Source organism: Streptomyces sp. NPDC050422, from assembly GCF_044458665.1.
Lineage (GTDB): Bacteria > Actinomycetota > Actinomycetes > Streptomycetales > Streptomycetaceae > Streptomyces.
This window is the reverse complement of record NZ_JBITIE010000009.1, coordinates 331,327-357,930: the sequence shown is the minus strand read 5'-3', so window position 1 is coordinate 357,930 and position 26,604 is coordinate 331,327. Positions and strand designations below refer to the sequence as shown.

At 70.9% G+C, this 26,604-nt stretch carries 15 protein-coding genes; 8 read left to right on the top strand and 7 right to left on the bottom strand.

From position 1 onward, the window contains the following. Positions 1–112: 112 nt before the first annotated feature. Positions 113–1,345, bottom strand: coding sequence for an Ig-like domain-containing protein (locus ACIBJG_RS16825; RefSeq protein WP_399308268.1), 1,233 nt, complete (start codon positions 1,343–1,345; stop codon positions 113–115). Positions 1,346–1,499: 154 nt separating this feature from the next. Between ACIBJG_RS16825 and glgX the strand changes: the two genes are divergently transcribed. Continuing rightward, positions 1,500–3,764, top strand: coding sequence for a glycogen debranching protein GlgX (glgX, locus tag ACIBJG_RS16820; protein WP_399308267.1), 2,265 nt, complete (start codon positions 1,500–1,502; stop codon positions 3,762–3,764). 10 nt (positions 3,765–3,774) lie between these two features. Here glgX and ACIBJG_RS16815 read toward each other — a convergent pair whose 3' ends face one another. The 4 genes from ACIBJG_RS16815 to ACIBJG_RS16800 are packed head-to-tail and all read right to left on the bottom strand — an operon-like array spanning position 3,775 to position 7,459. Next, positions 3,775–4,425 carry a response regulator gene (locus ACIBJG_RS16815; protein WP_399308266.1) on the bottom strand — a complete coding sequence of 217 codons (651 nt, stop codon included), beginning with the start codon at positions 4,423–4,425 and terminating at the stop codon, positions 3,775–3,777. Between the two features lie 28 nt (positions 4,426–4,453). After that, positions 4,454–5,707, bottom strand: a complete 1,254-nt coding sequence (locus tag ACIBJG_RS16810; RefSeq protein ID WP_399308265.1) for a sensor histidine kinase — start codon at positions 5,705–5,707, stop codon at positions 4,454–4,456. A gap of 23 nt (positions 5,708–5,730) precedes the next feature. Continuing rightward, positions 5,731–6,519: an ABC transporter permease gene (locus tag ACIBJG_RS16805; protein ID WP_399308264.1), complete on the bottom strand. Its 789-nt coding sequence runs from the start codon at positions 6,517–6,519 to the stop codon at positions 5,731–5,733. 1 nt (position 6,520) lies between these two features. Further along, the gene (locus tag ACIBJG_RS16800; protein WP_399308263.1) at positions 6,521–7,459 is read right to left on the bottom strand and encodes an ABC transporter ATP-binding protein; all 939 of its coding nucleotides are present in this window, start codon (positions 7,457–7,459) and stop codon (positions 6,521–6,523) included. Positions 7,460–7,635: 176 nt separating this feature from the next. Between ACIBJG_RS16800 and ACIBJG_RS16795 the strand changes: the two genes are divergently transcribed. The 3 genes from ACIBJG_RS16795 to ACIBJG_RS16785 all read left to right on the top strand — a co-directional run bounded on the left by ACIBJG_RS16795 (position 7,636) and on the right by ACIBJG_RS16785 (position 13,812). Beyond that, positions 7,636–9,507 carry an ABC transporter ATP-binding protein gene (locus tag ACIBJG_RS16795; protein WP_399308262.1) on the top strand — a complete coding sequence of 624 codons (1,872 nt, stop codon included), beginning with the start codon at positions 7,636–7,638 and terminating at the stop codon, positions 9,505–9,507. Continuing rightward, the gene (locus ACIBJG_RS16790) at positions 9,504–11,402 is read left to right on the top strand and encodes an ABC transporter ATP-binding protein (protein WP_399308261.1); all 1,899 of its coding nucleotides are present in this window, start codon (positions 9,504–9,506) and stop codon (positions 11,400–11,402) included. The genes ACIBJG_RS16795 and ACIBJG_RS16790 overlap by 4 nt, the downstream gene beginning before the upstream one ends. 364 nt (positions 11,403–11,766) lie before the next feature. Further along, positions 11,767–13,812 carry a M4 family metallopeptidase gene (locus ACIBJG_RS16785; RefSeq protein WP_399308260.1) on the top strand — a complete coding sequence of 682 codons (2,046 nt, stop codon included), beginning with the start codon at positions 11,767–11,769 and terminating at the stop codon, positions 13,810–13,812. Positions 13,813–13,912: 100 nt separating this feature from the next. On the opposite strand, the gene glgP is transcribed toward ACIBJG_RS16785, so the two are convergent. Beyond that, a complete protein-coding gene (glgP, locus tag ACIBJG_RS16780) occupies positions 13,913–16,516 on the bottom strand; it encodes an alpha-glucan family phosphorylase (protein WP_399308259.1) in 2,604 nt (867 codons plus the stop codon). Positions 16,517–17,273: 757 nt separating this feature from the next. Between glgP and ACIBJG_RS16775 the strand changes: the two genes are divergently transcribed. The 4 genes from ACIBJG_RS16775 (at position 17,274) to glgB (ending at position 25,462) form a co-directional block, all read left to right on the top strand. After that, positions 17,274–19,313 carry an alpha-1,4-glucan--maltose-1-phosphate maltosyltransferase gene (locus ACIBJG_RS16775; RefSeq protein ID WP_399308258.1) on the top strand — a complete coding sequence of 680 codons (2,040 nt, stop codon included), beginning with the start codon at positions 17,274–17,276 and terminating at the stop codon, positions 19,311–19,313. Next, positions 19,310–21,016 carry a maltose alpha-D-glucosyltransferase gene (gene treS / locus ACIBJG_RS16770; RefSeq protein ID WP_399308257.1) on the top strand — a complete coding sequence of 569 codons (1,707 nt, stop codon included), beginning with the start codon at positions 19,310–19,312 and terminating at the stop codon, positions 21,014–21,016. Before ACIBJG_RS16775 ends, treS begins: the two co-directional genes overlap by 4 nt. 561 nt (positions 21,017–21,577) lie before the next feature. Beyond that, positions 21,578–22,972, top strand: a complete 1,395-nt coding sequence (locus tag ACIBJG_RS16765; RefSeq protein WP_399308256.1) for a maltokinase — start codon at positions 21,578–21,580, stop codon at positions 22,970–22,972. 75 nt (positions 22,973–23,047) lie between these two features. Beyond that, a complete protein-coding gene (glgB, locus tag ACIBJG_RS16760) occupies positions 23,048–25,462 on the top strand; it encodes a 1,4-alpha-glucan branching enzyme (RefSeq protein WP_399308255.1) in 2,415 nt (804 codons plus the stop codon). A gap of 93 nt (positions 25,463–25,555) precedes the next feature. Here glgB and ACIBJG_RS16755 read toward each other — a convergent pair whose 3' ends face one another. Beyond that, positions 25,556–26,521: a LysR family transcriptional regulator gene (locus ACIBJG_RS16755; protein ID WP_399308254.1), complete on the bottom strand. Its 966-nt coding sequence runs from the start codon at positions 26,519–26,521 to the stop codon at positions 25,556–25,558. Positions 26,522–26,604: the final 83 nt, after the last annotated feature.

Here is a 26,604-nt window from a genome sequence, read left to right as displayed (position 1 = left end):
CACCCCCCAGGTCATCGACTTCGACAGGGGGCACACAGCCATACCGGGCCCGGGGGCCAGGCGCCCCATTGCGGGGCCACAGAAAAGGTAACGGGGGGGACGCCCCGGGGCGTCAGCGGACTGCGGAACCCGCCTTCCACTGCTTCCAGTCCATGTTCCAGCCGCCCAGGCCGTTGTCCGGAGCGACCTTCTTGTCCTTGGAGTTGACGACCTCGACGACGTCCCCGATCAGCGTCCGGTCGAAGAACCAGCCGGCCGGCGTGGAGCCGCTGCCGCCCTGCACGTCACGCAGCCCGATGCAGCCGTGGCTGACGTTGGTCGAGCCGAAGATGTCCTCGTCGGACCAGTAGTTGCCGTGCAGGAAGGTGCCGGACTCGGTCAGCCGGATGGCGTGCGGGACGTCCTTGATGTCGTACTCGCCGCCGAAGCCCACGGTCCGCCCGTCCATCCGCGTCACCTCGTGCATCTCGCTGACCACCATCCTGCCGTTGTACGTGGTCGTCGTAGGGGAGCCCGCGGTGATCGGGACGGTGGAGACCAACTGTCCGTCCCTGCGCACCTCCATCGTGTGCGCGGCCGAGTCCACCCGGGACACCTGCTCCCGGCCGACGGTGAACCGGACCGTCTTGCGCTGGCTGCCGTACACCCCCGGCGCCCCCTCCACATCGCGCAGCCCCACCTCGACGGTCACCTCGGTGCCCGGCTGCCAGTAGGCGGCCGGGCGGAAGTCCAGGCGCTTGTCGCCGAACCAGTGCCCCGCGATCGCGACCGCCGGATCGGCCGTCACCCGGATGGCCCGCTGCACGGCGGCGCGGCGGGTGACGGGACGGTTGAACTCGAACGAGACGATCATGCCGGTGCCGACCGTCGACCGGTTCTCCGGTTTGAAGTAACCGATGAAGCGGTGCTCGGGGACCGCCGTGGTGAAGGTGGTGTGGCGGGCCGCGCGGCGCCCCGCACCGTCCACGGCCACGGCGTCGACGCTGTACTTGGCGGCGAGCCCGAGCCGGGCGGACGCCCCCTGCGGGGACCAGGAGAGCCCGTCCTCGGCGATCAGGCCCCGCACCTTCTGCTCCTGCGCGTCCTCGATCCGGGTCACCTCGACGCTCTCCAGCCGCCCGTCGGGGACCTTGACCTCGACCCGGCTGTCCGGCGCGACGTCCTCGGCCCCGTCCCGCGGGGTGATCCGGATGGCTTCCTGCGGCGAGCGGGGTTTCCCGCCGATGATCGAATCCGTACCCGAGCAGCCCGTCAGGACAGCCAGTACGGCCAGTACGGCGAGCAGTCCCGACCGGGCCTTCACGGTCGCCGGGCTCGCCCCTGCCTTCTTCGCTACGTGGTTCACGTCCCCCCAACGACGGGGGCGGGCCGGGGGAAACGTGAGTGCGGGCCCCGTCGTGGGCAGAACAGAGGGGACGACCACACTCGGGGAGCCGCGGCCGGGACGCCGCACGCCCCCCTTATGGTGCCGGTCCCCACGAGCCGCGGGAGGCGAGCAGGTGTCGAGCGCAGCCGAGCAGGAGGCAGTGCCGAGGACGGGTACGGGGCCGTCCGGACCGGCCACACGGCGGGCGCCCGCCGCCGGATCCGGGCGGTCCGCCGAGGCGGCCCCTCCGCCGCCCGCCGTGTGGCCGGGGGCGCCGACACCCCTGGGCGCCCGCTACAGGGTGGGCCCGGACGGGGTCGCCGGCACCAACTTCGCCCTCTGGGCCGGCGGGGCGGAGGCCGTCGAGCTCTGTCTCTTCGACGCGGACGGCACCGAGACCCGGCTCGCCCTGACCGAGCTGACCCACGAGATCTGGCACGGCTTCGTGCCCGGTGTCGGGCCCGGCCGGCGCTACGGCTACCGGGTGCACGGGCGCTGGGATCCGTGGACGGGTGCGCGGTGGAACGCGGCGAAGCTGCTCCTCGATCCGTACGCCCGGGCCGTCGACGGCGATTTCACCCTTCCGGCCGAGGTCTACGGCCATGTGAGGGACTGGCCACAGCAGCATGTCGCCGACACCGTGCGCGACGAACGGGACTCCGCTCCGTACGTCCCCAAGGGAGTGGTCGTCCATGACGACGACGACTGGGCCGAGGACCGCCGGCCCAAGACGCCGTGGGCCGACTCCGTCATCTACGAGCTGCACGTCCGCGGCTTCACCGCGCGCCACCCCGGCATCCCGGAGGAGCTGCGGGGCACGTACGCAGGTCTCGCGCACCCGGCGGCCATCGGCCATCTCCAGCGCCTGGGGGTGACGGCGGTGGAGCTGCTGCCGGTGCACCAGTTCGCCCACGAGGACCATCTGCTGCGGCGCGGGCTGCGCAACTACTGGGGCTACAACTCGATCGGCTACTTCGCCCCGCACGCCGCGTACTCCGCGAGCGGCACGGCGGGCGGACAGGTCGGCGAGTTCAAGCGGATGGTGCGCGCCCTGCACGACGCGGGGATCGAGGTGATCCTCGACGTCGTGTACAACCACACGGCCGAGGCGGGCGAACTGGGCCCGATGCTGTCGCTGCGCGGCATCGACAACCGCGGCTACTACCGGCTCCAGCCCGACGCCCGCCGGTACGCCGACTACACGGGATGCGGCAACACCCTGCACGTGGTGCAGCCGAACGTGCTGCGGCTGATCACCGACTCGCTGCGGTACTGGGTGACGGAGATGGGCGTCGACGGATTCCGCTTCGACCTCGCGGCGGCGCTGGCCCGTTCGATGCACGACGTCGACATGCTGTCCCCGTTCCTGGCGGTGATCGCCCAGGACCCGGTGCTGCGCCGGGTGAAGCTGATCGCCGAACCCTGGGACGTCGGCAACGGCGGATACCAGGTGGGGGCCTTCCCCCCGCTGTGGACGGAGTGGAACGACCGGTACCGGGACGCCGTACGGGACTTCTGGCGCGGCGCCCTGCCCGACGTACGCGATCTCGGCTACCGGCTGACCGGGTCGAGCGACCTGTACGCGTGGGGCGGCCGGCGGCCGTACGCCTCGGTCAACTTCGTCACCGCGCACGACGGATTCACCCTGCGCGACCTGGTGAGCTACGAGCACAAGCACAACGAGGCCAACGGCGAGGGCAACCGGGACGGCACCTCGGACAACCGGGCCTGGAACTGCGGGGCCGAGGGCGAGACCGAGGACGCCGGCGTCAACGCGCTGCGCCGGCGCCAGTTGCGCAACCTCCTCACCACGCTGCTGCTGTCGACCGGGGTACCGATGCTCGTGGCGGGCGACGAGATGGGCCGAACCCAGGGCGGCAACAACAACGCCTACTGCCAGGACAACGAGATCGGCTGGGTGGACTGGTCGCTGCTGGAGCAGCCGCAGTGGCGGGAGCTGACCGAGCTGACGGCCCGGGTGCTCGCGCTGCGCCACACCCATCCGGTGCTGCGGCGCCGGGCGTTCTTCTCGGGGCGGGCCCAGGCGCCGGACGGACTGCGGGACCTGGCGTGGTTCACCCGGCAGGGTGCGGAGATGACGGAGGAGGACTGGTACGCGCCGGCCGCCACGGTCGGGCTCTATCTCTCCGGCCGCGACATCCCGGGCCGCGACGCCCGGGGCGAACCGGTCACGGACGACAGTTTCCTGGCGGTCCTGCACGCCGGGGACCGGGCCGCGGACTTCCTGCTGCCGGGGCCACCGTGGGCGGACGCGTACGAACTGGTCCTGGACACCTCGCGGGAGGACCAGTCCGCCGCACCCGGCACGGTCCACCGGGGCGGCGCGGTCTTCACGGTGCCGGCGAGGTCGGTGCTGCTGCTGCGGGTGAGGTCGTGACGCGCCGCCTTCAGCCGAGGATGCCGCGTTCGTAGGCGACCGCGACGGCGGCGGCGCGGTCCTTGGCGCCCAGTTTGGCGAAGACATGGGTGAGGTGGGTCTTCACCGTCGCCTCGCTGATGAACAGCTCGGCGGCGATCTCGCGGTTCGACGTCCCCCGGGCGACGAGTCCGAGCACCTCGCGCTCGCGCGCGGACAGCGCCTCGTGGCCGGGCGGGACGGGGGTGCGCACCCGTGAGATCAGCCGGGAGGCGACGGCGGGCGAGAGGACGGTGCGGCCGTCGGCGGCGGCGCGGACGGCGGTGAAGAGTTCGTCGCGCGGTGCGTCCTTGAGCAGATACCCGGTGGCGCCCGCCTCGATGGCGGGCAGGGTGTCGGAGTCGGTGTCGTACGTGGTGAGGACGAGGACCTTGGAACGGGCGCCGCGCCCGGTCAGTTCGCTGATCGCCGCGACTCCGCCGCCGCCCGGCATCCGCAGGTCCATGAGGACGACGTCGGGGTCGAGCCGGACGGCCATGTCGACGCCTTCGACGCCGTCGGCCGCTTCGCCCAGCACCCTGAACTCCGCCGCCGACTCGAACATGCCGCGCAGTCCGTCCCGTACGACGGGGTGGTCGTCGACGACGATCAGGGTGATGACGCGTGCGGGTTCATGAGCCATAGCCGCCAACGGTACTGCGCCGGCCTCCTCAGCCGCTCCGGACCATCGGAACGCGGGCGCAGACGGCGGTGCCGAGGTCGGGGCCGGTCTCCACCTCGACGGTACCCGCGATGCGTTCGGCGCGGGCCCGCATGCCGCCCAGCCCGAATCCGCCGGCGCCCCGGTACGGCGGCAGCGCGGCCGGGTCGAAGCCGCGGCCGTCGTCCCGTACGTCCAGCGAGATCTCGTCGCCCATGTAGGACAGGGTGATGCCGGCCCGGGACGCTCCGGCGTGCCGGGCCGCGTTGGCCAGGGCCTCCTCGGCGATGCGCAGCAGGGTGGCGCCGACCTCGTCATGCAGGGGCTCGGCAGTGCCGGTGACGGTGAACTCGGCCCGGACGCCGGTCCGTTCGGACCAAGTGGTGACCGTCTTCTTCAGCGCGCCGGGCAGATCGTCGTGCTCCAGCGCGGCCGGGACGAGGTTGTGCACGGAGCGACGCGCCTCGCCGAGGCTGTGCCGGGCGAGTGCGGCGGCCCTGGCGAGGTGCTCCCCGGCGAGCGCGGGGTCGCTCTCCGCCGTGGAGGTGACGGCCTGGAGCTGGGCGATGATGCCGGTGAGCCCCTGGGCGATGGTGTCGTGGATCTCGGCGGCCAGCCGGCTCCGCTCGTCGGCCACCCCCGCCTCCCGTGCCTGCACGAGGAGTTGGGCGTGCAGCCCGGCGTTCTCCGCCAGGGCCTGTTCGAGCCTGGCGTTGGCCGACTCCAGCGCGGTGATGGTGTCGGTCTGGGTACGCGCCTGCTCGGCCTCCCGGTTGCCGATCTGCGCGAAGACCATGGTGAGGCTCACGTGCACACCCAGCACGATGGCGAAGACGACCCAGTTCATGAGGGTGGTGGGCGGCAGGCCACTGCCGGACTGCGAACCCGCCATGATGACGGCGGTGACCAACAGCCCTGCCCGCATGCGCCGTTGCGGAAGCACCCGGCCGGCGTCGAAGTAGCCGAGGACCGCGTAGATCGAGTAGAACGGGTTGCACCAGGTCAGCCCGAAGGCGAGCAGCGTGCGGACGGCGAAGTAGCACTGCGCCGTCCCGGATCCCGCCCGGGCCGAGACGCGGCTCCACCAGAGCTGAAGGGCGAGCGCCGCCGGGAGCAGCGCCGCGGCGGCGTACACATCGGTGCGGGTCATGATGAGCCCGCTGGTCACGGCCGAGACCAGGGTGGCCAGGCCCAACAGCCCGTAGGGTCCGTGCCGGAAGAACCGCTCCCACCACTGCTCGGCCGTCGTCTCCCCCGTGTTCATGGGTGAAGTCTGCCCCGTTGCGGCTACTCCCATCGGAACGTGCGGATCGCGGCGGCCGCCGCCAGTACGGTCCACAGGGCCACCACCCCGAGGTACGCCCAGCTCGGCCAAGCGCCGGTGGCCGCGCGGTCCAGTGCCTGGGAGGCCGCGCCGAACGGGGTGGCCTGGACGAAGCGGCGGACCGTGTCGGGCATGCCCTGCACCGGCACCCAGACGCCCGCGGTGAACATCATCACGAAGTAGACGACCGAGCCGATGGCGGCCGAGATCTTGGTGGTGCGCGAGACGGCGCAGACGAGCGCGCCCAGCGCCAGCACACAGGCGACGGCCAGCAGCAGCGCGAGCAGGTATCCGAACGGCTGTCCGGGCAGTCGCACTCCGAAGGCGATCCGGCCGACGCCCATCACCAGCAGGGTGGAGCCGAGCGCGGCGGCTCCGTGCAGGACGATCTGCGCGCCGAGCACGGCGGAGGGCCGCACGGGGGTGGTGGACATGCGGCGCAGGATGCCGCGTTCGCGGTAGCCGGTGAGCACGGGAGGCATCGCCTGAAGCCCGGCCATGATCATGGCGAGCAGTACGGCCACGGGGACGTACAGGTCGATGACGCGACGGCCGCCGAGCCCGTCGTCGTGCACCCGGAAGGACGGGATCAGGCCGAGGATCGTCAACAGGACGGTCGGGAAGGCGAGGATCCAGAACAGGCTGCCGGGTTCGCGGAGGAAGAGCTGTGCCTCGGACCTCAGGACCGCGAGCACCGGGCCGGCGGAGGTGGCGCGGGGCGGGTGTGTCGGGACGGTGTTCGCCGTGGCCATCTCAGGCTGCCTGTTCTGTCAGGCCGCGCTCGTCCGCGGGGCCGGGGTGCTCGGTGAGGTCGAGGAAGGCGTCGTCGAGCGTGGCTTCGGCGACACGGAGGCGGTGCGCGGTGATCCGGAGCCGGGCCAGCAGCGAGATGACGGCGTTGACGGTCTCGTCGGTACCGCTGATGGCGATCCGTCCGTCCTTTGTCTCGTACGAGGTCGCTCCGGGCAGCCCGGCCAGTTCGGCGTCGGGGAGCGGCTCGGAGGGCGTGAAGGAGATGGCCGTGGAGCTGCCGGCCCTGGTGATCAGGCCGGACGGGGTGTCGAGGGCGGCGAGCCTGCCCCTGTCGATCACGGCGATCCGGTCGCAGAGGCGCTGGGCCTCCTCCATGAAGTGGGTGACCAGCAGGACCGTGACCCCGCCGGCGCGTACCTCTTCGATCAGTTGCCAGGTGTCGCGGCGCGCCCGCGGGTCCAGTCCGGTGGTCAGCTCGTCGAGGACCACGACCCGGGGGTTGCCGACGAGGGCCAGCGCGATGGACAGCCGTTGCTTCTGGCCGCCGGAGAGCCGGCCGAACCGGGTGGTGAGTTTCGTGTGCAGCCCGAGCCGTTCGGCGAGGGGGCGCCAGTCGGCGGGGTGCGGATAGAAGGCGCTGTACAGCTCCAGCGCCTCGCCCACAGTGATCTTCGGCTGCAGTTCGCTCTCCTGGAGCTGCGCGCCCAGCAGGAGCGTCACACGGTCGTGGTCGGCGACGGGGTCGAGACCGGCGACCCGGACCGTGCCGGCGTCGGGGACCCGCAGGCCCTCGACGCATTCGACCGTGGTGGTCTTGCCCGCGCCGTTGGGGCCGAGAATCCCGAAGATCTCCCCCTCGTCCACGGAGAAGCTCACTCCGTCGACCACGGGGCGGCCGGCGTAGGTCTTGCGCACCCCGTTCACTTCGATGATTGCCATGCCTGTGAGCATCGCGGGCGCGGGGCCCTTCGCGGCATCCGCCAACGCGCTCGAACCGGCATCGGCCGATCGGTTGATGCCGCCCTACGACTGTCGTCCGGTCCTGTCGTCGTATCTCGGCCGGGCGAGGAAAACCACATGAGCGATGTCAGTGGTGAAACGTAGGCTCGCCCCTGATGCCCGAAGAACATGCAGAGCCCAAGGACCGGTCCGCCGCGCAGACCCTGCTGCGGTTGTGGCCGTATGTGAAGCCAGTGCGGAACCGGCTGCTCGGCGCCGCCCTGATCGCGATCGTCGCCTCGTGTCTCGGCCTGGTGATCCCGCTCGTACTGAAGTGGATCGTCGACGGCCCGGTGGCCCATCAGAACCCGGGCGGTGTCTGGCTCGGCGCGCTGTTCCTGCTGCTGCTGGGAATCGCCGAGGCCATCCTCTTCGGCGTACGGCGATGGCTGGTGGCGCGTCCGCTGGCCGGCGTCGAGGCGTCGATGCGGGCCGACCTCTACCGGCACCTGCAACGCCTTCCCGTGGCCTTCCACGACCGGTGGTCGTCCGGTCAGCTGCTGTCGCGCGGCACCACGGACCTGATGCTGCTGCGGATGTTCCTGGCCTTTCCGCTGACCTTCCTGCTGGTCAACGCCACCACCATCCTGGTCGGTTTCGTGATCCTGCTGCTCCAGGAGTGGACGCTCGGCCTGGTGCTGCTGGCCCCCGTCGTGCCCCTGGTGATCATCTGCTCGCTCTTCGAGACGAAGTACTCGGTGGTGGCGCGCAGGGCACAGGACCAGGTGGGCGATCTGACGACGGTGGTCGAGGAGAGCGTCCTCGGCGTCCGCATCATCAAGGGCTTCGGCCGGCACCGCAGCCAGGCCCTCGCCTTCCGGGCGCTGTCCGAGCGGCTGCGCACCACGGAGCTCGGCAAGGCGCGGCTGCTCGCGGGCATCTGGGCCCTCATCACGACGATCCCCGAACTCGCCATCGGGGCGGCGCTGGTGCTCGGCACGATCGAGGTCGCGGACGGCGGCCTCTCGGCGGGCACCCTGGTCGCCTTCCTCTCCACGGCGCTGGCGCTGCGGTGGCCGGTCGAGTCGATCGGCTTCCTGCTGGCGATGAGCCAGGAGTCGGCGACGGCGACGGAGCGGTTCTTCGAGGTGATGGACGTGGCGGAGGAGCAGGACACCGCCGTGCGCGGGGGCGCCGCCCCGGACGGGCACCCCGAGGCCGGCGGCATGGTGTTCGAGGGCGTCGGGTTCCGCTACCCGGACGCGGAGGAGGATTCCGTACCCGTACTGGCCCGGATCGACCTGCGGATCCGGCCCGGCGAGACGATGGCCCTGGTGGGGGCCACGGGTTCCGGGAAGACCACGCTCACCGCGCTCGTCCCCCGGCTGCACGACGCCACGTCGGGCCGGATCACGCTGGACGGCGAGGACATCACGGCCATGCCGCGTGAACGGCTGCGGGAGCTGGTGTCGGTCGCGTTCGAGGAGCCGACGCTCTTCTCGGCGAGCGTCGGGGAGAACGTGCTGATGGGCGCCGGTGGCGGGGGCGAGGAGGAGTTGCGGCGGGCGCTGTCGGTCGCGCAGGCCGACTTCGTCCACGACCTGCCGCACGGCATCGACACCCAGGTCGGCGAGCAGGGCCTCAGCCTCTCCGGTGGCCAGCGCCAGCGTCTCGCTCTCGCGAGGGCCGTCGTCGGCCGGCCGCGCTTCCTGGTGCTCGACGACCCGCTCTCCGCGCTTGACGTGCATACGGAGACGCTGGTCGAGGCGGCGTTGCGGCGCGTGCTGGAGGAGACCACGGCGATCGTGGTGGCGCACCGCCCGTCCACCGTGATGCTCGCGGACCGGGTGGCCCTGCTGTCGGAGGGCCGGATCAGCGCGGTCGGCACCCATCAGGAACTGCTGCGCAGCAACGCCGAGTACGCCTGGCTGATGTCCGGGGCGGGTGTCCCGGGCGGCGAAGTGCCCACCGACGTACCCGCTTCGGACCCGACGGCCTTTGACCTTCCGGGCGTGCACGCCCCTGCCGAGGAGAGCAGCACCCGATGACGAGCACCACGACCGGCCGTCCCACCGGGCCGGGCGACAGCGAGGAGACCGGGTATCCGGAGGCAGCCCCGGAAGCGGCGGCCGACGCACCCGCCGAGCGGCCCGGGGACGACTTCGACCGCGACGACCTGCCCGCCCCGCGCGGCGCCACGCGCGCCCTGCTCGTCTCGCTGCTGCGGCCGATGCGGGGCCGGGTCGTGGTCGCCGCGCTGTTCCTGCTGATCCAGCAGGCCGCGGTCCAGGCGGGGCCGTTGCTCGTGGCGTACGCCATCGACAGCGGGGTGCCCGCGTTCCGGGACGACGCCTACGGGCCGCTGATCGCGGTGGCCCTCGGTTACGCGCTCTGCTCGGCCGGTGCGGGCGCCATGCAGTACGCCTTCATCCGGGCCTCCGCGCAAGTCAACCAGGACGTGCTGCTCGATCTGCGCGGCCGGATCTTCCGTCATGCGCAGGCGCTGAGCGTGGACTTCCACGAGCGGTACACCTCCGGGCGGCTGATCTCCCGTTCCACGACCGATGTGGAGTCGCTGCGGGAGCTGCTCAGCGAGGGTCTGCAGGAGCTGATCGGAGTTTTCCTCTCCTTCGTCTCCATCTCCCTGATGCTGCTCTGGCTGGACTTCGGCACGGGCGCCGTCGCCGTCCTGTCCTTCGTGCCGCTGTACCTGCTGGTGCGGCTCTACCAGCGGCGGGCCGCAGTGATCTTCGCGTCGCGGTCGACGGCGATCGCCGCGGTCATCGTGAAGTTCGCGGAGACGATGAACGGGATCCGCCCCGTCCAGGCCTTCCGCCGCGAGCCGGTCAACGACGAGGTCTTCCGGAAGCTGAACCACGAACACCGGCGCACGAACGGCAACGCGATGCTGGAGAACGCGCGTTACGTCGTCGGGTCACGGCTGGTCGCCAACACCGCCGTGGCCGGAATCGTCCTGTGGGGTGCCTACCGCGTCGCCTCCGGAAGCCTGGCGCTGGGCGTGCTGGCCGCGGTGGTCCTGTATCTGCGCCGACTCTACGACCCGATCGACCGGCTCAGTATGTTCCTCAACTCCTACCAGTCGGCGGCGGCCTCGCTGGAGAAGATCGCGGGGCTGCTGGCCCAGACGCCCACCGTCCCCGAGGCCGTGGAGCCGCGGGAGCTGCCGCCGCTCACGGGCGACCACCCGGGCCGTGCGGTGGTCTTCGACGCGGTCCGTTTCGCCTATCGCACGGGTGGTGAGGTGCTGCCGCGCTTCGACCTGACCCTTCCCGCGGGCCAGACGGTCGCCGTGGTCGGCTCGACGGGCGCGGGCAAGTCGACGCTGGCCAAACTGCTGGCCCGCTTCTACGACCCGACAGAGGGCCGGGTCCTGCTGGACGGCACCGACCTGCGGGACCTGGCCACCCCCGAACTGCGGCGCGGGGTCGTCATGGTGACCCAGGAGGCCTTCCTGTTCTCCGGCACGGTCGCGGAGAACATCGCGATCGGCAGCCCGGACGCGACCCGCGCGGAGATCGAGCAGGCCGCCAAGGCGATCGGCGCCCATGACTTCATCGCCGGCCTGCCCGACGGGTACGACACGGACGTACGCAAGCGGGGCGGCCGGATCTCGGCAGGCCAGCGCCAGCTGGTCGCGTTCGCCCGCGCCCTGCTCGCCAACCCGGCGGTCCTGATCCTCGACGAGGCGACGAGCTCCCTGGACATCCCGGGCGAGCGGGCGGTGCAGCGCGCGATGGACACCGTGCTGCACGGCCGCACCGCGGTGGTCATCGCCCACCGCCTGTCGACCGTGGAGATCGCGGACCGGGTCCTGGTGATGGAGCACGGCCGCATCGTGGAGGACGGCGCCCCGGCCGAACTCATCGGCGGCACGGGCCGGTTCGCCGGCCTGCACCGCGCGTGGCGGGAGAGCCTGGCCTGATGCCGTAGGCGTCCGGCTGGGGCGCCGGACGGCGCGGAACGAGCCACAGTTCCGCGCCGTCTCGCCAGGTGGGAACTTCCCGGTTCTTCACACTCTTTTCGAACACGTCATCCATGGGCCGAACCTCAACGCCCTCTGCACGTTCGGGCTTCCGGGCCCCCCGGGCAACATCGCGGTGATGATCGGCGAAACGTCCGCTTAACGAACATGACCATTCCGGCAACGGACGAATTCCGGCCAACTTATTGACGCGGTCCTGACAGACAACGCCTTCTGCTGACACTCTTCACCCCGTTCTGCGCACTGCTTGCTCTGCCCGGACGGTCACCCAACCGCCGGTACCCCCCTCGCAGAAGGAGTCCGCGTGAGATCCACGCTCAGCCGTCGTACCACCGCGACCGGCGCTCTGATAGCCGCAGCAGCCCTCCTCGCCGTAGGAGTCCAGACCGGCACAGCCACCGCCACACCGGGTGGCACCGCCCAGGCGCCCGCCGCCGCCTCGCAGGCCCGTCCCGGCGCGCTGGCCAAGCAGCTCTCGCCCTCGCAGCGGGCCGAGCTGATCCGCGAGGCCACCGCGAGCAGGGCGGCCACCGCCAAGGAGCTCGGCCTCGGCTCGCAGGAGAAGCTCGTCGTCAAGGACGTCATCCAGGACAACGACGGCACGACGCACACGCGTTACGAGCGCACCTTCGACGGCCTCCCCGTCCTCGGCGGCGACCTGGTCGTCCAGGAGTCGAAGGCCGGCGTGACCAAGAGCGTCACCAAGGCCTCCAAGGCCAGCTCGGCGCAGCTCAAGGCCGTCGACCTGACCGCGGACGTGGCCCCGGCGACCGCGGAGAAGCAGGCTGTCGGCCTGGCCAAGGCCGACGGTTCGTCGAAGACCGCGGCCGACAAGGCGCCCCGCAAGGTCGTCTGGATGGCCTCGGGCACTCCGCAGCTCGCCTACGAGACCGTGGTCGGCGGACTGCAGGAGGACGGCACCCCGAACGCCCTGCACGTCATCACCGATGCCACCTCCGGCGCGAAGCTCTACGAGTGGCAGGCCATCGAGAACGGCGTCGGCAACACGGAGTACAGCGGCCAGGTCACCCTGGGCACCTCCGGGTCATCCGGGTCGTACAACCTGACCGACACCACTCGCGGCAACCACAAGACGTACAACCTGAACCACGGTACGTCGGGCACGGGCACCCTCTTCTCCGGCGCCGACGACGTCTGGGGCGACGGCATCGGCACCAGCACGGAGACCGCGGCGGCGGACGCCCACTACGGTGCGGCCGAGACCTGGGACTACTACAAGAACGTCCACGGCCGGACCGGCATCAAGGGCGACGGCGTCGGCGCGTACTCCCGCGTCCACTACGGCAACAACTACGTCAACGCCTTCTGGGACGACAGCTGCTTCTGCATGACGTACGGCGACGGCAGCGGCAACGCCTCACCGCTGACCGCGCTGGACGTCGCCGCGCACGAGATGACGCACGGTGTCACGTCCAACACCGCGGACCTGAACTACAGCGGTGAGTCCGGTGGCCTCAACGAGGCGACCAGCGACATCTTCGCCACCGCCGTCGAGTTCTACTCGAACAACGCCACCGACAAGGGCGACTACCTCATCGGTGAGAAGATCGACATCAACGGCGACGGCACCCCGCTGCGCTACCAGGACAAGCCGAGCAAGGACGGCGCGTCCAAGGACGCCTGGTACTCGGGCATCGGGAACGTCGACGTGCACTACTCGTCGGGCCCGGCCAACCACTTCTTCTACCTCCTCTCGGAGGGCAGCGGCGCCAAGACCATCAACGGCGTCTCGTACGACTCCCCGACCTCCGACGGCCTGCCGGTGACCGGCATCGGCCGCGACAAGGCCGCGCTGATCTGGTTCAAGGCGCTCACCACCAAGTTCACCTCGACGACCAACTACGCGTCTGCCCGCACGGGCACGCTCGCGGCCGCTGGTGAGCTGTACGGCACGACCAGCGCCGAGTACACCGCCGTCGCCAACGCCTGGGCCGGCATCAACGTCGGTACCCGTCCCGGTGGCACCGACCCCGACCCCGGCGGCACGGTCTTCGAGAACGCCACCGCCGTCTCCATCCCCGACCGCGGTTCGGCCGTCACCAGCTCGGTCAACGTCACCGGCCGCACCGGCAACGCCCCCAGCACCCTCAAGGTCGGGGTGGACATCACCCACACCTACCGCGGTGACCTGGTCATCGACCTCGTCGCCCCGGACGGCACCGCCTACCGCCTGAAGAACTCCTCGTCGAGCGACTCGGCGGACGACGTCAAGACGACGTACACCGTCAACGCCTCCTCGGAGGTGGCGAACGGCACCTGGAAGCTGAAGGTCCAGGACGTCTACTCGGGCGACACCGGCAAGATCAACAGCTTCAAGCTGACCTTCTGAGACCGGTCGGCCCCCACCCGCACCACCGCATGACCCGCGACTGACGCGGCATCCCGCCCGGGAGGAGATCACTCCTCCCGGGCGGACGGCGTGTGGCGGTTCAGCGCATCAGCACGCCCGCGCCCTCGCCCGTGGCCTCCGTCGGCTGGGCGACCAGGCCGAGTTCGGCGCCGGTGGCCAGCAGCCGGTGGGCCGGCAGCACCCGCACGGTGTAGCCGTACGGACCGGTGCGGTCGAGGGCGAGCGGACCGTCGTACAGCCAGCGGCCCTCCAGGTCCTGGCCGCCCGCCGGCTTCAGCGGGAAGACCTGGGCGTCCGAGAGCGCGTCGGCGGAGTCGACGCGGCCGGCCACCGCCTGCACCTCCACGTCGTCCGGGTCCAGCGCCCCGAGGGTGATCCGGACCCGCAGCGCCAGCGTGGAGCCCAGTTCGGCCGAACCGCCGGCCGCGGTGGGCGTCACCGCCTCGACATGGTCGACGGCCACCCGCGGCCAGGCCGCCCGGACCCTGGCCTTCCAGCCGGCGAGCTCCCGTGCCGCGGCGGGGTCCAGGGAGCGCCGGGCCTGCGCCGCGGGGGCGTACAGGCGCTCCACGTACTCACGGACCATCCGGTCGGCGAGCACCTTGGGGCCGAGCGTGCCCAGTGTGCTGCGGACCATCTCGATCCAGCGCCCGGGAAGCCCCTCTTCGCCCTGGTCGTAGAAGCGCGGTGCGATCCGGTCCTCGATCAGCTCGTAGAGGGCGCCCGCCTCCAGGTCGTCGCGCCGGTCCTCGTCCAGCGCGGAACCGTCGGCCGTGGGGATGGCCCAGCCGAAGTCCGGCTCGAACCACTCGTCCCACCAGCCGTCGAGGACGGACAGGTTGAGGCAGCCGTTGAGCGCCGCCTTCATCCCGCTCGTACCGCAGGCCTCCAGCGGGCGCAGCGGGTTGTTCAGCCAGACATCGCAGCCCGGGTAGAGCTTCTGGGCCATCGCCATCCCGTAGTCGGGCAGGAAGACGATTCGGTGGCGCACCCTGGGGTCGTCGGCGAACCGGACCAGCTCCTGGATCAGGCGCTTTCCGCCGTCGTCGGCCGGGTGCGCCTTGCCCGCCACGACGATCTGGACCGGGCGCTCGGGGTGCAGGAGCAGCCCCCGCAGCCGGTCCCGGTCGCGCAGCATCAGGGTCAGGCGTTTGTACGAGGGCACCCGGCGGGCGAAGCCGATCGTCAGCACGCCGGGGTCGAGCACGCCGTCGATCCAGCCGAGTTCGGCGGGCTCCGCGCCGCGGGTGCGCCAGGAGTCGTGCAGCCGTCGGCGAACCTCGGTGACGAGCTGTTCGCGCAGGGTGCGGCGCAGGTCCCAGAGCTGCCGGTCGGGAATGTGCGCGACGGAGTCCCACCGGCCGGGGGTGGAGCCGGACTCGGTACGCAGCCGGTAGACCTCGGGTGCGACCCAGGTGGGTGCGTGGACCCCGTTGGTCACGGAGGTGATCGGCACCTCCGGCGGGTCGAAGCCCGGCCAGAGACCGGCGAACATCTCGCGGCTGACGGCGCCGTGCAGGGTGGAGACCCCGTTGGCCCGCTGGGCGAGCCGGAGCCCCATGACCGCCATGTTGAAGACGCCGGGGTCGCCTCCGGCGTACGTCTCCGTGCCCAGGTGAAGGATGCGGTCGGCCGCGACGCCGGGCAGTTCGCCGTCGTCGCCGAAGTGGCGGGCGACCAGCTCGCGGTCGAAGCGGTCGATGCCGGCCGGGACCGGGGTGTGGGTCGTGAAGACGGTGCCGGCGCGGACGGACTCCACCGCGGCGTCGAAGTCGAGGCCCGTTCCGGAGAGCTCGCGGATGCGTTCGAGTCCGAGGAAGCCGGCGTGCCCCTCGTTGGTGTGGAAGACCTCGGGGTCCGGATGGCCGGTGAGGCGGCAGTAGGTCCGCACCGCGCGCACCCCGCCGATGCCCAGCAGCATCTCCTGGAGCAGCCGGTGTTCGCTGCCGCCGCCGTAGAGGCGGTCGGTGACCTCGCGTTCGACGGGGGCGTTGTCCTCGACGTCGGAGTCGAGCATCAGCAGCGGCACCCGGCCCACCTGGGCCTGCCAGATCTGGGCGTGCAGGGAGCGGCCGCCGGGGAGGCCGAGGACGACCTGGCTGGGCGTCCCGTCGGCCTCGCGCAGGAGTGTGAGCGGTAGTTCGTTGGGGTCGAGGACGGGGTAGCGCTCCTGCTGCCAGCCGTCGCGCGAGAGGCTCTGGCGGAAGTAGCCGTGGCGGTAGAGCAGGCCGACGCCGATGAGCGGAACGCCCAGGTCGCTGGCGGCCTTCAGATGGTCTCCGGCAAGGATGCCGAGTCCGCCGGAGTACTGCGGCAGGGCCGCCGTCACTCCGAACTCGGGTGAGAAGTAGGCGATGGCGGCGGGGAGTCCGTCGCCCCGGTCGCGTTGCTCCTGGTACCACCTGGGGCCCTCCAGGTATTCCCGGAGGTCGGCGGACACCTCGGTGAGCCGGTGCAGGAACTGCTCGTCCCCGGCCAGCTCGGCGAGGCGTCCGGCGGAGACGGCACCGAGCAGGCGCACGGGGTCGCACTCCGCCGTCCGGCCGGCCACCGGGTCGACGGCCTGGAAGAGCTCTCGGGTTTCGGTGTGCCAGGACCAGCGCAGGTTGCGCGCGAGGTCGCTGAGCGGTTGAAGGGAGTCGGGGAGGACGGGACGCACGGTGAATCGACGAATGGCCTTCACGTATTCCACCTTTACAGGGGACGTACGAATCCGAGGGGACGCACCGCTGTGTGCGCCGCTCCGTCACCCTCGACGTTAGGGTGTCCCGCAACCACGGCGCGCGACCGGCTCGGGGTGTGCGACCCCGGGTGGTCCGGCCGCCCCCGCCGGCCCCTCTCGTGCACGTCCCGCATCACACGCAGATCCCGACACATCCGTCACAGGCGTTATGGCCGATTCCCTCACCTCGTACGGCCTTGTGGGCCTTCGCGCCACAGGGAAAGCTGCCCTGTGGCGCCGGTACCGCCCGGCGTGCGCCGGTTCCGCACCATCCCGCGTGCGCGCGGTGGAGCCCGGCGCATTCGGACCGTCACAGATACGCCCGAGTAGTTAACAAACCGCCGGATTGGCCTACCGAGATCTGTGGGAAGGCTTCTCCGGTACCCGGAAACGAATGCGTTCGGATGAGTGCCGAAGGCGATTCGTCACCACCCCGCGCACGATTCGCCCCCTGTCCACCGGCGATCCGCCCACGGTTCGTATGCAATCGGTACGGACGACCCACGCATTCGGTCCACACCCGAGCACCACACCGCACGCCTCATCCATTCGAGTGCCATTCGAGTGAACGCGGACAGGAGCGGCCATGCCCACACCCCATCAGTCGTCGACGGAGCAGCTAGAAAGGACCGAACCCCATAATCGCGGCGCGCGCGTTCCGCCCTCCGCGCCCGTTTCGCGCCCTGTCGAGTCCGAGCTCCAGCCCCCAGGTGATTTCATGATCGGTCGTATTCCCGTCCTCGACGTCCGTCCGCTCGTCGACTGCGGCAGAAGGCCCGCCAAGGCCGTCGCCGGTGAAACCTTCCAGGTCACCGCGACCGTCTTCCGCGAGGGCCATGACGCGGTCGCGGCCGATGTCGTGCTGCGGGACCCGAGCGGGCGCCCAGGGCCCTGGACTCCGATGCGTGAGCTCGCGCCGGGCACCGACCGCTGGGGCGCCGAGGTGACTCCGGACGCGGAGGGCCGCTGGACGTACACGGTCGAGGCCTGGAGCGACCCGGTCGCCACCTGGCTCCACGCGGCGAGGATCAAGATCCCTGCGGGGATCGACACCGCGCTCGTCCTGGCGGAGGGCGCCGAGCTGTACGAGCGGGCCGCCGAGGGCGTCCCGAAGCGCGACGGCCGCGAGGCGGTACTGACCGCGGTCGACGCCCTGCGCGACGAGTCCCGGCCGGCCGCCGCCCGGCTGGCCGCCGCGCTCGCCCCCGAGGCGTCCGCCGCGCTGGCCCGTCATCCCCTGCGTGAGCTGGTCACGGCGTCACGCCCGCACCCGCTCGTCGTCGAGCGCCGGCGCGCGCTCTTCGGCTCCTGGTACGAGCTCTTCCCCCGCTCCGAGGGCGCCAGGGTCGAACCGGCCAAGGCGCCCCGCAAGGGTCGTACGGCCAAGACCGCCGCGGCCCCGAAGCCGCCCCGGATCATCAGCGGCACGTTCCGCACGGCGGCCGAACGGCTGCCCGCGGTCGCCGCCATGGGGTTCGACGTGGTCTACCTCCCGCCCATCCACCCCATCGGCACCACCCATCGCAAGGGCCCCAACAACTCCCTCTCCCCCGCGGCGCACGACGTGGGTGTGCCGTGGGCGATCGGTTCCGCCGAGGGCGGTCATGACGCGGTGCACCCGGATCTCGGCACCCTGGAGGACTTCGACCACTTCGTCGAGACGGCCCGCACCCTGCGCATGGAGATCGCGCTGGACTTCGCGCTCCAGTGCTCGCCCGACCATCCGTGGGTGGAGAAGCACCCCGAGTGGTTCCATCACCGGGCGGACGGCACCATCGCCTATGCGGAGAATCCGCCGAAGAAATACCAGGACATCTATCCGGTCGCCTTCGACAAGGATCTCCGGGGGATCGTCACGGAGACCGTGCGCATCCTGCGTTTCTGGATGGATCACGGAGTGCGTATCTTCCGGGTCGACAATCCGCACACGAAGCCGGTGATCTTCTGGGAGAAGGTGATCGCCGACATCAACCGCACCGACCCCGATGTGATCTTCCTGGCCGAGGCATTCACCCGCCCCGCGATGATGCGCACCCTCGCCTCCGTCGGATTCCAGCAGTCGTACACGTACTTCACCTGGCGCAACACCCGGCAGGAAATCACGGAGTACGTGACCGAACTGTCCGGCGAATCGGCCTCCGTCATGAGGCCCAATTTCTTCGTGAACACCCCCGATATCCTTCCCGGCCATCTCCAGGAAGGCGGCAGGCCGGCCTTCGAGGCACGGGCGGTGCTCGCGGCGACCCTCTCCCCGTCCTGGGGGGTGTACGCGGGGTACGAGCTGTGCGAGAACACCCCGGTCCGCAACGGCAGTGAGGAGTACCTCGACTCGGAGAAGTACGAGATCCGGCCCAGGGACTGGGAAGCCGCCGAGCGCGAGGGCCGGTCACTGGCTCCGCTCATCACCACACTCAACCGGATCCGGCGCCGCCACCCGGCGCTGCAGCAGCTGCGTGACGTGCACTTCCACGCGTCCGACAACGACGCCCTGATCGTGTACAGCAAGCGCTCCGGTTCGAACACCGTTCTGACGGTCGTCAACCTCGACCCGCACCACACCCAGGAGGCGACCGTCTCGTTGGACATGCCGCAACTCGGCCTCGACCGGCACGAGAGCGTGCCGGTGCGCGACGAGCTCACCGGCCATTCCTATCACTGGGGCAGGACCTTCTATGTGCGTCTGGAACCGGGCGTGACGCCCGCGCACATCGCCGTCCTGCGACCGTCCCCGCCGACCGGAGGGTCACCCACACCATGATCGTCAATGAGCCCGTCCACGACACGTTCGAGGACACCCCTGCCAAGGACCGCGATCCCGACTGGTTCAAGCGTGCCGTCTTCTACGAGGTCCTCGTCCGGTCCTTCCAGGACTCCAACGGCGACGGCATCGGAGATCTGAAGGGGATCACCGCCAAGCTGGACTATCTGCAGTGGCTGGGCGTCGACTGCCTCTGGCTGCCGCCGTTCTTCAAGTCGCCGCTGCGCGACGGCGGTTACGACGTGTCCGACTACACCGCCGTGCTGCCGGAGTTCGGCGATCTCGCCGACTTCGTCGAGTTCGTCGACGCCGCGCACCAGCGCGGCATGCGCGTGATCATCGACTTCGTCATGAATCACACCAGCGACCAGCACGACTGGTTCCAGCAGTCCCGTACCGACCCCGACGGTCCGTACGGCGACTACTACGTCTGGGCCGACGACGACAAGCAGTTCCAGGACGCCCGGATCATCTTCGTCGACACGGAGACGTCCAACTGGACCTTCGACCCGGTGCGCAAGCAGTACTACTGGCACCGGTTCTTCTCGCACCAGCCCGACCTCAACTACGAGAACCCGGCGGTGCAGGAGGAGATCATCTCCGCGCTGCGCTTCTGGCTGGACCTCGGCATCGACGGCTTCCGCGTCGACGCCGTGCCCTACCTCTACACGCGCGAGGGCACCAACTGCGAGAACCTCCCGGAGACCCACGGCTTCCTCAAGCGGGTCCGCAAGGAGATCGACGCCAACTACCCCGACACCGTGCTGCTCGCCGAGGCCAACCAGTGGCCCGAGGACGTCGTCGACTACTTCGGCGACTACCAGGCCGGCGGCGACGAGTGCCACATGGCGTTCCACTTCCCGGTGATGCCGCGGATCTTCATGGCGGTACGGCGGGAGAGCCGCTACCCGGTCTCGGAAATCCTGGCCAAGACACCGGCGATTCCCTCGGGCTGCCAGTGGGGCATCTTCCTGCGCAACCACGACGAGTTGACGCTCGAAATGGTCACGGACGAAGAACGCGACTACATGTACGCGGAGTACGCCAAGGATCCGCGGATGCGGGCCAACATCGGCATCCGCCGTCGCCTCGCACCCCTGCTGGACAACGACCGCAACCAGATCGAGCTGTTCACCGCCCTGCTGCTGTCCCTGCCCGGCTCCCCGATCCTCTACTACGGGGACGAGATCGGCATGGGCGACAACATCTGGCTGGGCGACCGGGACGCCGTCCGCACCCCGATGCAGTGGACACCCGACCGCAACGCCGGGTTCTCCTCCAGCGATCCGGGCCGGCTCTACCTCCCCACGATCATGGACCCGGTCTACGGCTACCAGGTCACCAACGTCGAGGCGTCGATGGCCTCACCGTCGTCGCTGCTGCACTGGACACGGCGGATGATCGAAATCCGCAAGCAGAACCCGGCGTTCGGGCTCGGCTCGTACAACGAACTGCCCTCCTCCAACCCCGCGGTGCTCGCCTTCACCCGTGAGCACGGGGACGATCTCGTGCTGTGCGTGCACAACTTCTCGCGGTTCGCGCAGCCGACGGAGCTCGATCTGAGGTCCTTCAACGGGCGTCATCCGGTGGAGCTGATCGGCGGGGTGCGCTTCCCCGCCATCGGCCAGTGGCCCTACCTGCTGACTCTCGCGGGCCACGGCTTCTACTGGTTCCGGCTGCGGAAGGACGCACCGCCGAGCTAAGGGCTGTCCCGCAATTCCTGGCGGGCGCACGACGACAGCTACGGCACCTCGCCGCGTTGTCGAAACGCCCGAATACATCCAGTATGCGGGCGCCTCTTCGCCTTGCGATGCACCGCATCTGACGCCGCGCGCTGATCCACCAGGAATTGCGGGACAGCCCTTAGGTCCTGTCTCCTGTCTGGAGTTCCAGCGCGGGAGAAGGAGCGGCGTCCGGTGCCGTCGGATCCAAGGCGGAGGAGGGAGTCGACGCGGAGCGTCGGCGACTGACGACACCGCCGGAGACGGCGGTGCCGGACGCCGTGACGCCGCGGGGGAACTCCAGACAGGACCTGAGGCCGAGCGGCCGTGCGGGGCGGTTTCCGCCGCCCCGCACGGGGCACTCTTCCCCCCATATCAAGCACTTCCGTAGTGTTCTTGGATCTTCCTGGCGTTTCGATCACCCCGAGTCGAGTCCGTACGGACCATCCTGACCCGACACGTCCCGCACAGCCGGACAGCCAAAGCCGCAATCCGGGACACTCTTCGCATCCTGTGGTGTGCCCGGGGAAAGGACGCGATGCCATGTCGGAGGCTGCATCCGCTCAGGTCACCCTGGCGAACAGCACAGCCCTGCTCCCGTCTCTCGGACCGCTGCTGCATGAATGGCTGCCCCGGCAGCGGTGGTTCGCAGGCAAGGGGCGGGCCATCACCGCCTTCTCGCTCGTCTCGGCCACCGAAATACTGCCGGTGGACTCCGGCGCGGCCGACACCGGCCCGGGCCTCCTCCACCTCCTGGTGAGGGCCCACCAGCCCACGATGCCGGCCCAGCCTCCCCCGGACTGCTACCAGTTGCTGCTCGGCGTACGGACCGTGCTGCCCCCGCTCCTGGCTCCCGCCCTCATCGGCCGTGTGACGGACGGGCCGCTGGCCGGCCGTACCGTCTACGACGGGCTGCACGATCCGCGCCTCGCCGCGCTGCTGCTGGAGCGGCTGCGCACACCCGGCGGTCTCGGCGCCCTGCGCTTCGGCCGGGGAGCGGACCCGGTCCCTGCCGGGCTGACCCCCCGGGTACTGGACACCGAGCAGTCCAACTCCTCGCTCGTGTACGGCGACTCCTACATCCTGAAGATCTTCCGCCGGGTCTTCCCCGGCACCAACCCCGATCTGGAGCTGCCGCTCGCGCTCTCCCGCGAGGGGTGCGGACGCGTTCCCGCGCCGGTCGCGTGGTTCGAGGCCGCCGTGCCGGAACGCCTCACGCTCGGCGTGCTCCAGCCGTTCCTGCGGGGCGCCCAGGACGGCTGGCAGCTCGCGCTGCGCGCACTGGCGACGGGCAACGGCTTCACACGGGAGGCCCACGCCCTGGGCCGGGCCACCGCCGAGGTGCACACCGCACTCGCCGCGGCGCTGCCCACGCCGTCCCTGCGCCGCTCCCAGACCGAGGAGCTGGCCGCCGCCATGGTGCAGCGGCTGGAGGCGGCCGCCCACGCGGTACCGGAACTGGTGCCGTACGTCCCCGGACTGCGCGCCGCCTTCGACGCCGTGACGGCCCTGGGCCACCGGGGCCACGCCTGGGCCGCCCAGCGGGTGCACGGCGACCTCCACCTCGGCCAGACACTGCGCGGCACCGACGGTTTCTGGTCACTGATCGACTTCGAGGGCGAACCGGCCCGCCCGCTCCCGGAGCGCCGCAGCCCGCAGCCACCGGTGCGCGACATCGCCGGAATGCTCCGCTCCTTCGACTACGCGGCCCGCTCGCACCGGCCCTGGAACGCCGCATGGGCGGCGCGTTGCCGGACCGCCTACTGCGACGGCTACGCCGAGGCCGCGGGCGTCGACCCCCGCGACGAGCCCGAGCTGCTGCGCGCCCACGAGACCGACAAGGCGGTCTACGAGGTGCTGTACGAGGCCCGGCACCGGCCCGACTGGCTGCCGGTCCCGATGGCCGCGATCCACCGCCTGGCGGCCGACGCCGACTGACGCGGCACGACCCGCCCGTCCCGCTTCCGCCCGTCCCACCCCACCCCACCCACACCCTCCGAGGAGGCTGTCCCTGTGACCGCCCGCAAGCCGTCCCGCAACGCGCCCGAACCCTCCCAGCCCCCCATCGACGCCACCCTCTCCGCGGCCCCCGCCGAGCATGCGGACGCCGCCGCCGGACCGGCCACCGGGACCCTCACGCCGGTGGAGGCGGACGCACCGCCCGCCACAGCTCCCCCGGTCAAACGGGCGAGGAAGGCGGCGCCGCCGCGCCCCCGCCGCGCGGGCGGGCAGGGAGTCCGCCCGGCCGGCGCTCTCGACGACGGGGACCGGGCACGTCTCCTGGCGGGTGAGCACCACGCCCCGCACGAGCTGCTCGGCGCGCACCAGATCCGCGGCGGGGTCACCTTCCGGGTGCTGCGTCCGTTCGCCCGCTCGGTCACCGTGCTCGCCAAGGGGCTGCGGGCCCAGTTGCTCGACGACGGCGACGGGTTCTTCTCCGGCCTCCTGCCGATGGCCGCGGTCCCCGAGTACCGGCTCCTGGTGGCCTACGACGACAACGAGATCGAGATCCACGACCCGTACCGCTTCCTGCCCGCGCTCGGCGATCTCGATCTGCACCTGATCGGCGAGGGCCGGCACGAGGAGCTGTGGACGGCGCTCGGTGCCCAGCCGATGGAACACCAGGGTGTCTCCGGCACCCGGTTCACGCTCTGGGCGCCCAATGCCCGCGGGGTGCGGGTCAGCGGGGACTTCAACTACTGGGACGGCACCGGGTTCCCGATGCGTTCCCTCGGCTCCACCGGGGTGTGGGAGCTGTTCCTGCCGGCGATCGGCGAAGGGACGCTGTACAAGTTCGACATCTGCCGCCCGGACGGCTCGCACACGCTGCGGGCCGACCCGATGGCCCGCCATGCCGAGGTCCCGCCGTCCAACGCCTCGGTGGTGACGGCCGCGCACCACGTCTGGCAGGACCAGGAGTGGATGGCCCACCGCGGGGACGTACCCGTGCACGAGGCCCCGCTCTCGGTCTACGAGGTGCACCTGCCGTCCTGGCGCCCCGGCCTCACCTACCGCCAGCTTGCCGAGCAACTCCCGGCGTACGTACGCGATCTGGGCTTCACGCATGTGGAGCTGATGCCGGTCTCCGAGCACCCCTTCGGCGGCTCCTGGGGCTATCAGGTCACCGGCTTCTACGCCCCGACGTCCCGCATGGGCTCGCCCGACGACTTCCGCTTCCTCGTCGACGCGCTGCACGGGGCGGGGATCGGCGTCATCGTCGACTGGGTGCCCGCGCACTTCCCGCGCGACGAATGGGCGCTCGCCGAGCTCGACGGCCGCCCGCTGTACGAGCACTCGGACCCGCAGCGGGCCGCGCATCCCGACTGGGGCACGCTCGAATTCGACTACGGCCGCACCGAGGTGCGCAACTTCCTCGTCTCCAACGCCACTTACTGGTGCGAGGAGTTCCACATCGACGGGCTGCGGGTCGACGCGGTCGCCTCGATGCTCTACCTCGACTACTCGCGCGAGGACGGGGAGTGGTCCCCGAACGAGCACGGCGGCCGGGAGAACCTGGACGCGGTCGCCTTCCTCCAGGAGATGAACGCAACGGTCTACCGGCGCAACCCCGGTGTCGTGACGATCGCGGAGGAGTCCACCGCCTGGGACGGGGTCACCCGCGCCACCCATCACGTGGGCCCCGGCGGTTTCGGCGGTCTCGGCTTCGGGCTCAAGTGGAACATGGGCTGGATGCACGACTCGCTGGAGTACGTGTCGAAGGAGCCGGTGCACCGCAAGTACCACCACAACGAGATGACCTTCTCGATGGTGTACGCGTACAGCGAGAACTACGTGCTGCCGATCTCGCACGACGAGGTCGTGCACGGCAAGCGGTCGCTGGTCAGCAAGATGCCCGGCGACTGGTGGCAGCAGCGCGCCAACCACCGCGCCTACCTCGGCTTCATGTGGGCCCACCCCGGCAAGCAACTCCTCTTCATGGGACAGGAGTTCGCCCAGGGTGCGGAGTGGTCGGAGGGGCACGGCCCGGACTGGTGGCTGCTCGATCCGTCGTACGCGGCGGAGAGCGACCACCGCGGAGTGCGGACGCTGGTCAGCGATCTGAACACGGTGTACGGGGCGACGCCCGCGCTCTGGCAGCGCGACACCGTCCCGGAGGGCTTCAGCTGGATCGACGGCGGCGCCGCGGAGGACAACGCCTTCGCGTTCGTCCGGTACGACGCCGGCGGATCACCACTGATCGCCGTGTCCCACTTCTCCCCTGTGGTGCGCCACGACTACCGCATCGGGGTGCCGGACGGGGCTCAGGCGTGGGTGGAGGTGCTGAACACGGACGAGCTGCGGTACGGCGGCAGCGCCGTGCGCAACGAGGAGCCGCTGAAGCCCGAGGCGGTGGCGGCGCACGGCAGGGACACCAGCATCACGCTGACGCTCCCGCCGCTGGCGACGGTGTGGCTGCGGCCGGCCTGACGGCGGGCCGGCGCGAGGACGGGAGCAGGGACGGGGCCGGTGGAGCGGAGTGCGCTCCCACCGGCCCCGTCCGGCCTCCCCCGACTGCCTCTTTCATCCTGTGCGCATTGCGGCCCGGTCCTCCGGCGGGAGCCATGCGGCGGGCGGGTGTTCGAGCCATATGCGCTGCCTGGTCAGGTGCCGCGCTGCCGCCGCGAGTGCGTCGAGGGCAGGGTGGCGCAGGCCCGTTCGCCAGACCAGGGAGATCGGCGACAGAGGTATGGGGTCGCAGAGCGGGCGCAGGACCATGCCGGGTACCTCGATGAACTCGGTGCTTGCCAGGACCCACCAGCCACGCTTGCGTACGACACGCGTGAACTCGTCCGCCCCCTCGATCTCCGGGAACGGTTCTGCCAGACGGATACCGCGACCGGCGAAGAGCTGAGTGGCGAGATCGGTCCATTCCGCGGTGGCCGGGTTGCCGGCGGCGGCATAGAGAGTCCGGCCTTCGAGCGCGTCCAGCGGTATCCGGTCAAGAGCGGACAGCCGGTGGTTCTCGGGCAGCAGGACCGCCATGTGTTCGAAGCGCACCGGGAGGTGGGCGAGCCGCGCCGCCACGGCGGGCGCCAGGCCGGAGAACCGACCGAACGCCGCGTCGAGCCGACCCGCGAGGATCTCCTCGGCCGCGCCCGTCAGTCCGCTCTGATGGCGGGCGACGAGTTCCAGTTCGGGAGCGGAGCGCCTTGCCGCCTGCAGCACGTCGAAGGCGGTCCCGATCTGTGCCCCCACCGCGACGAGCAAGGGCCGCCCCTCGCGTCCCGAGGCGGCAGCGGCGAACGCTTCACAAGCGGTCAGCACGCGCCGAGCGTGCGGGAGCAACCGTGCGCCTTCGGTGGTGAGGCCGACCTGACGGGTGGTGCGCACGAACAACGCCGCGCCCAGGTCCCGCTCCAGGCGCCGGATGTCTCGGCTCAGAGCCTGCTGGGCGATGTACAGACGGGCGGCGGCGCGGGTGAAATGAAGCTCCTCGGCGGTGGCGACGAAGGCACGGAGAAGCCGGGGATCGATGTCATGGGGCACCAAGCCAATCTACGGGCATTGACAACCCAGGTGCGTGGATCGATGCCGAACAGGTGTTGGACCGCAGAGGGCGGTGCCCGCGA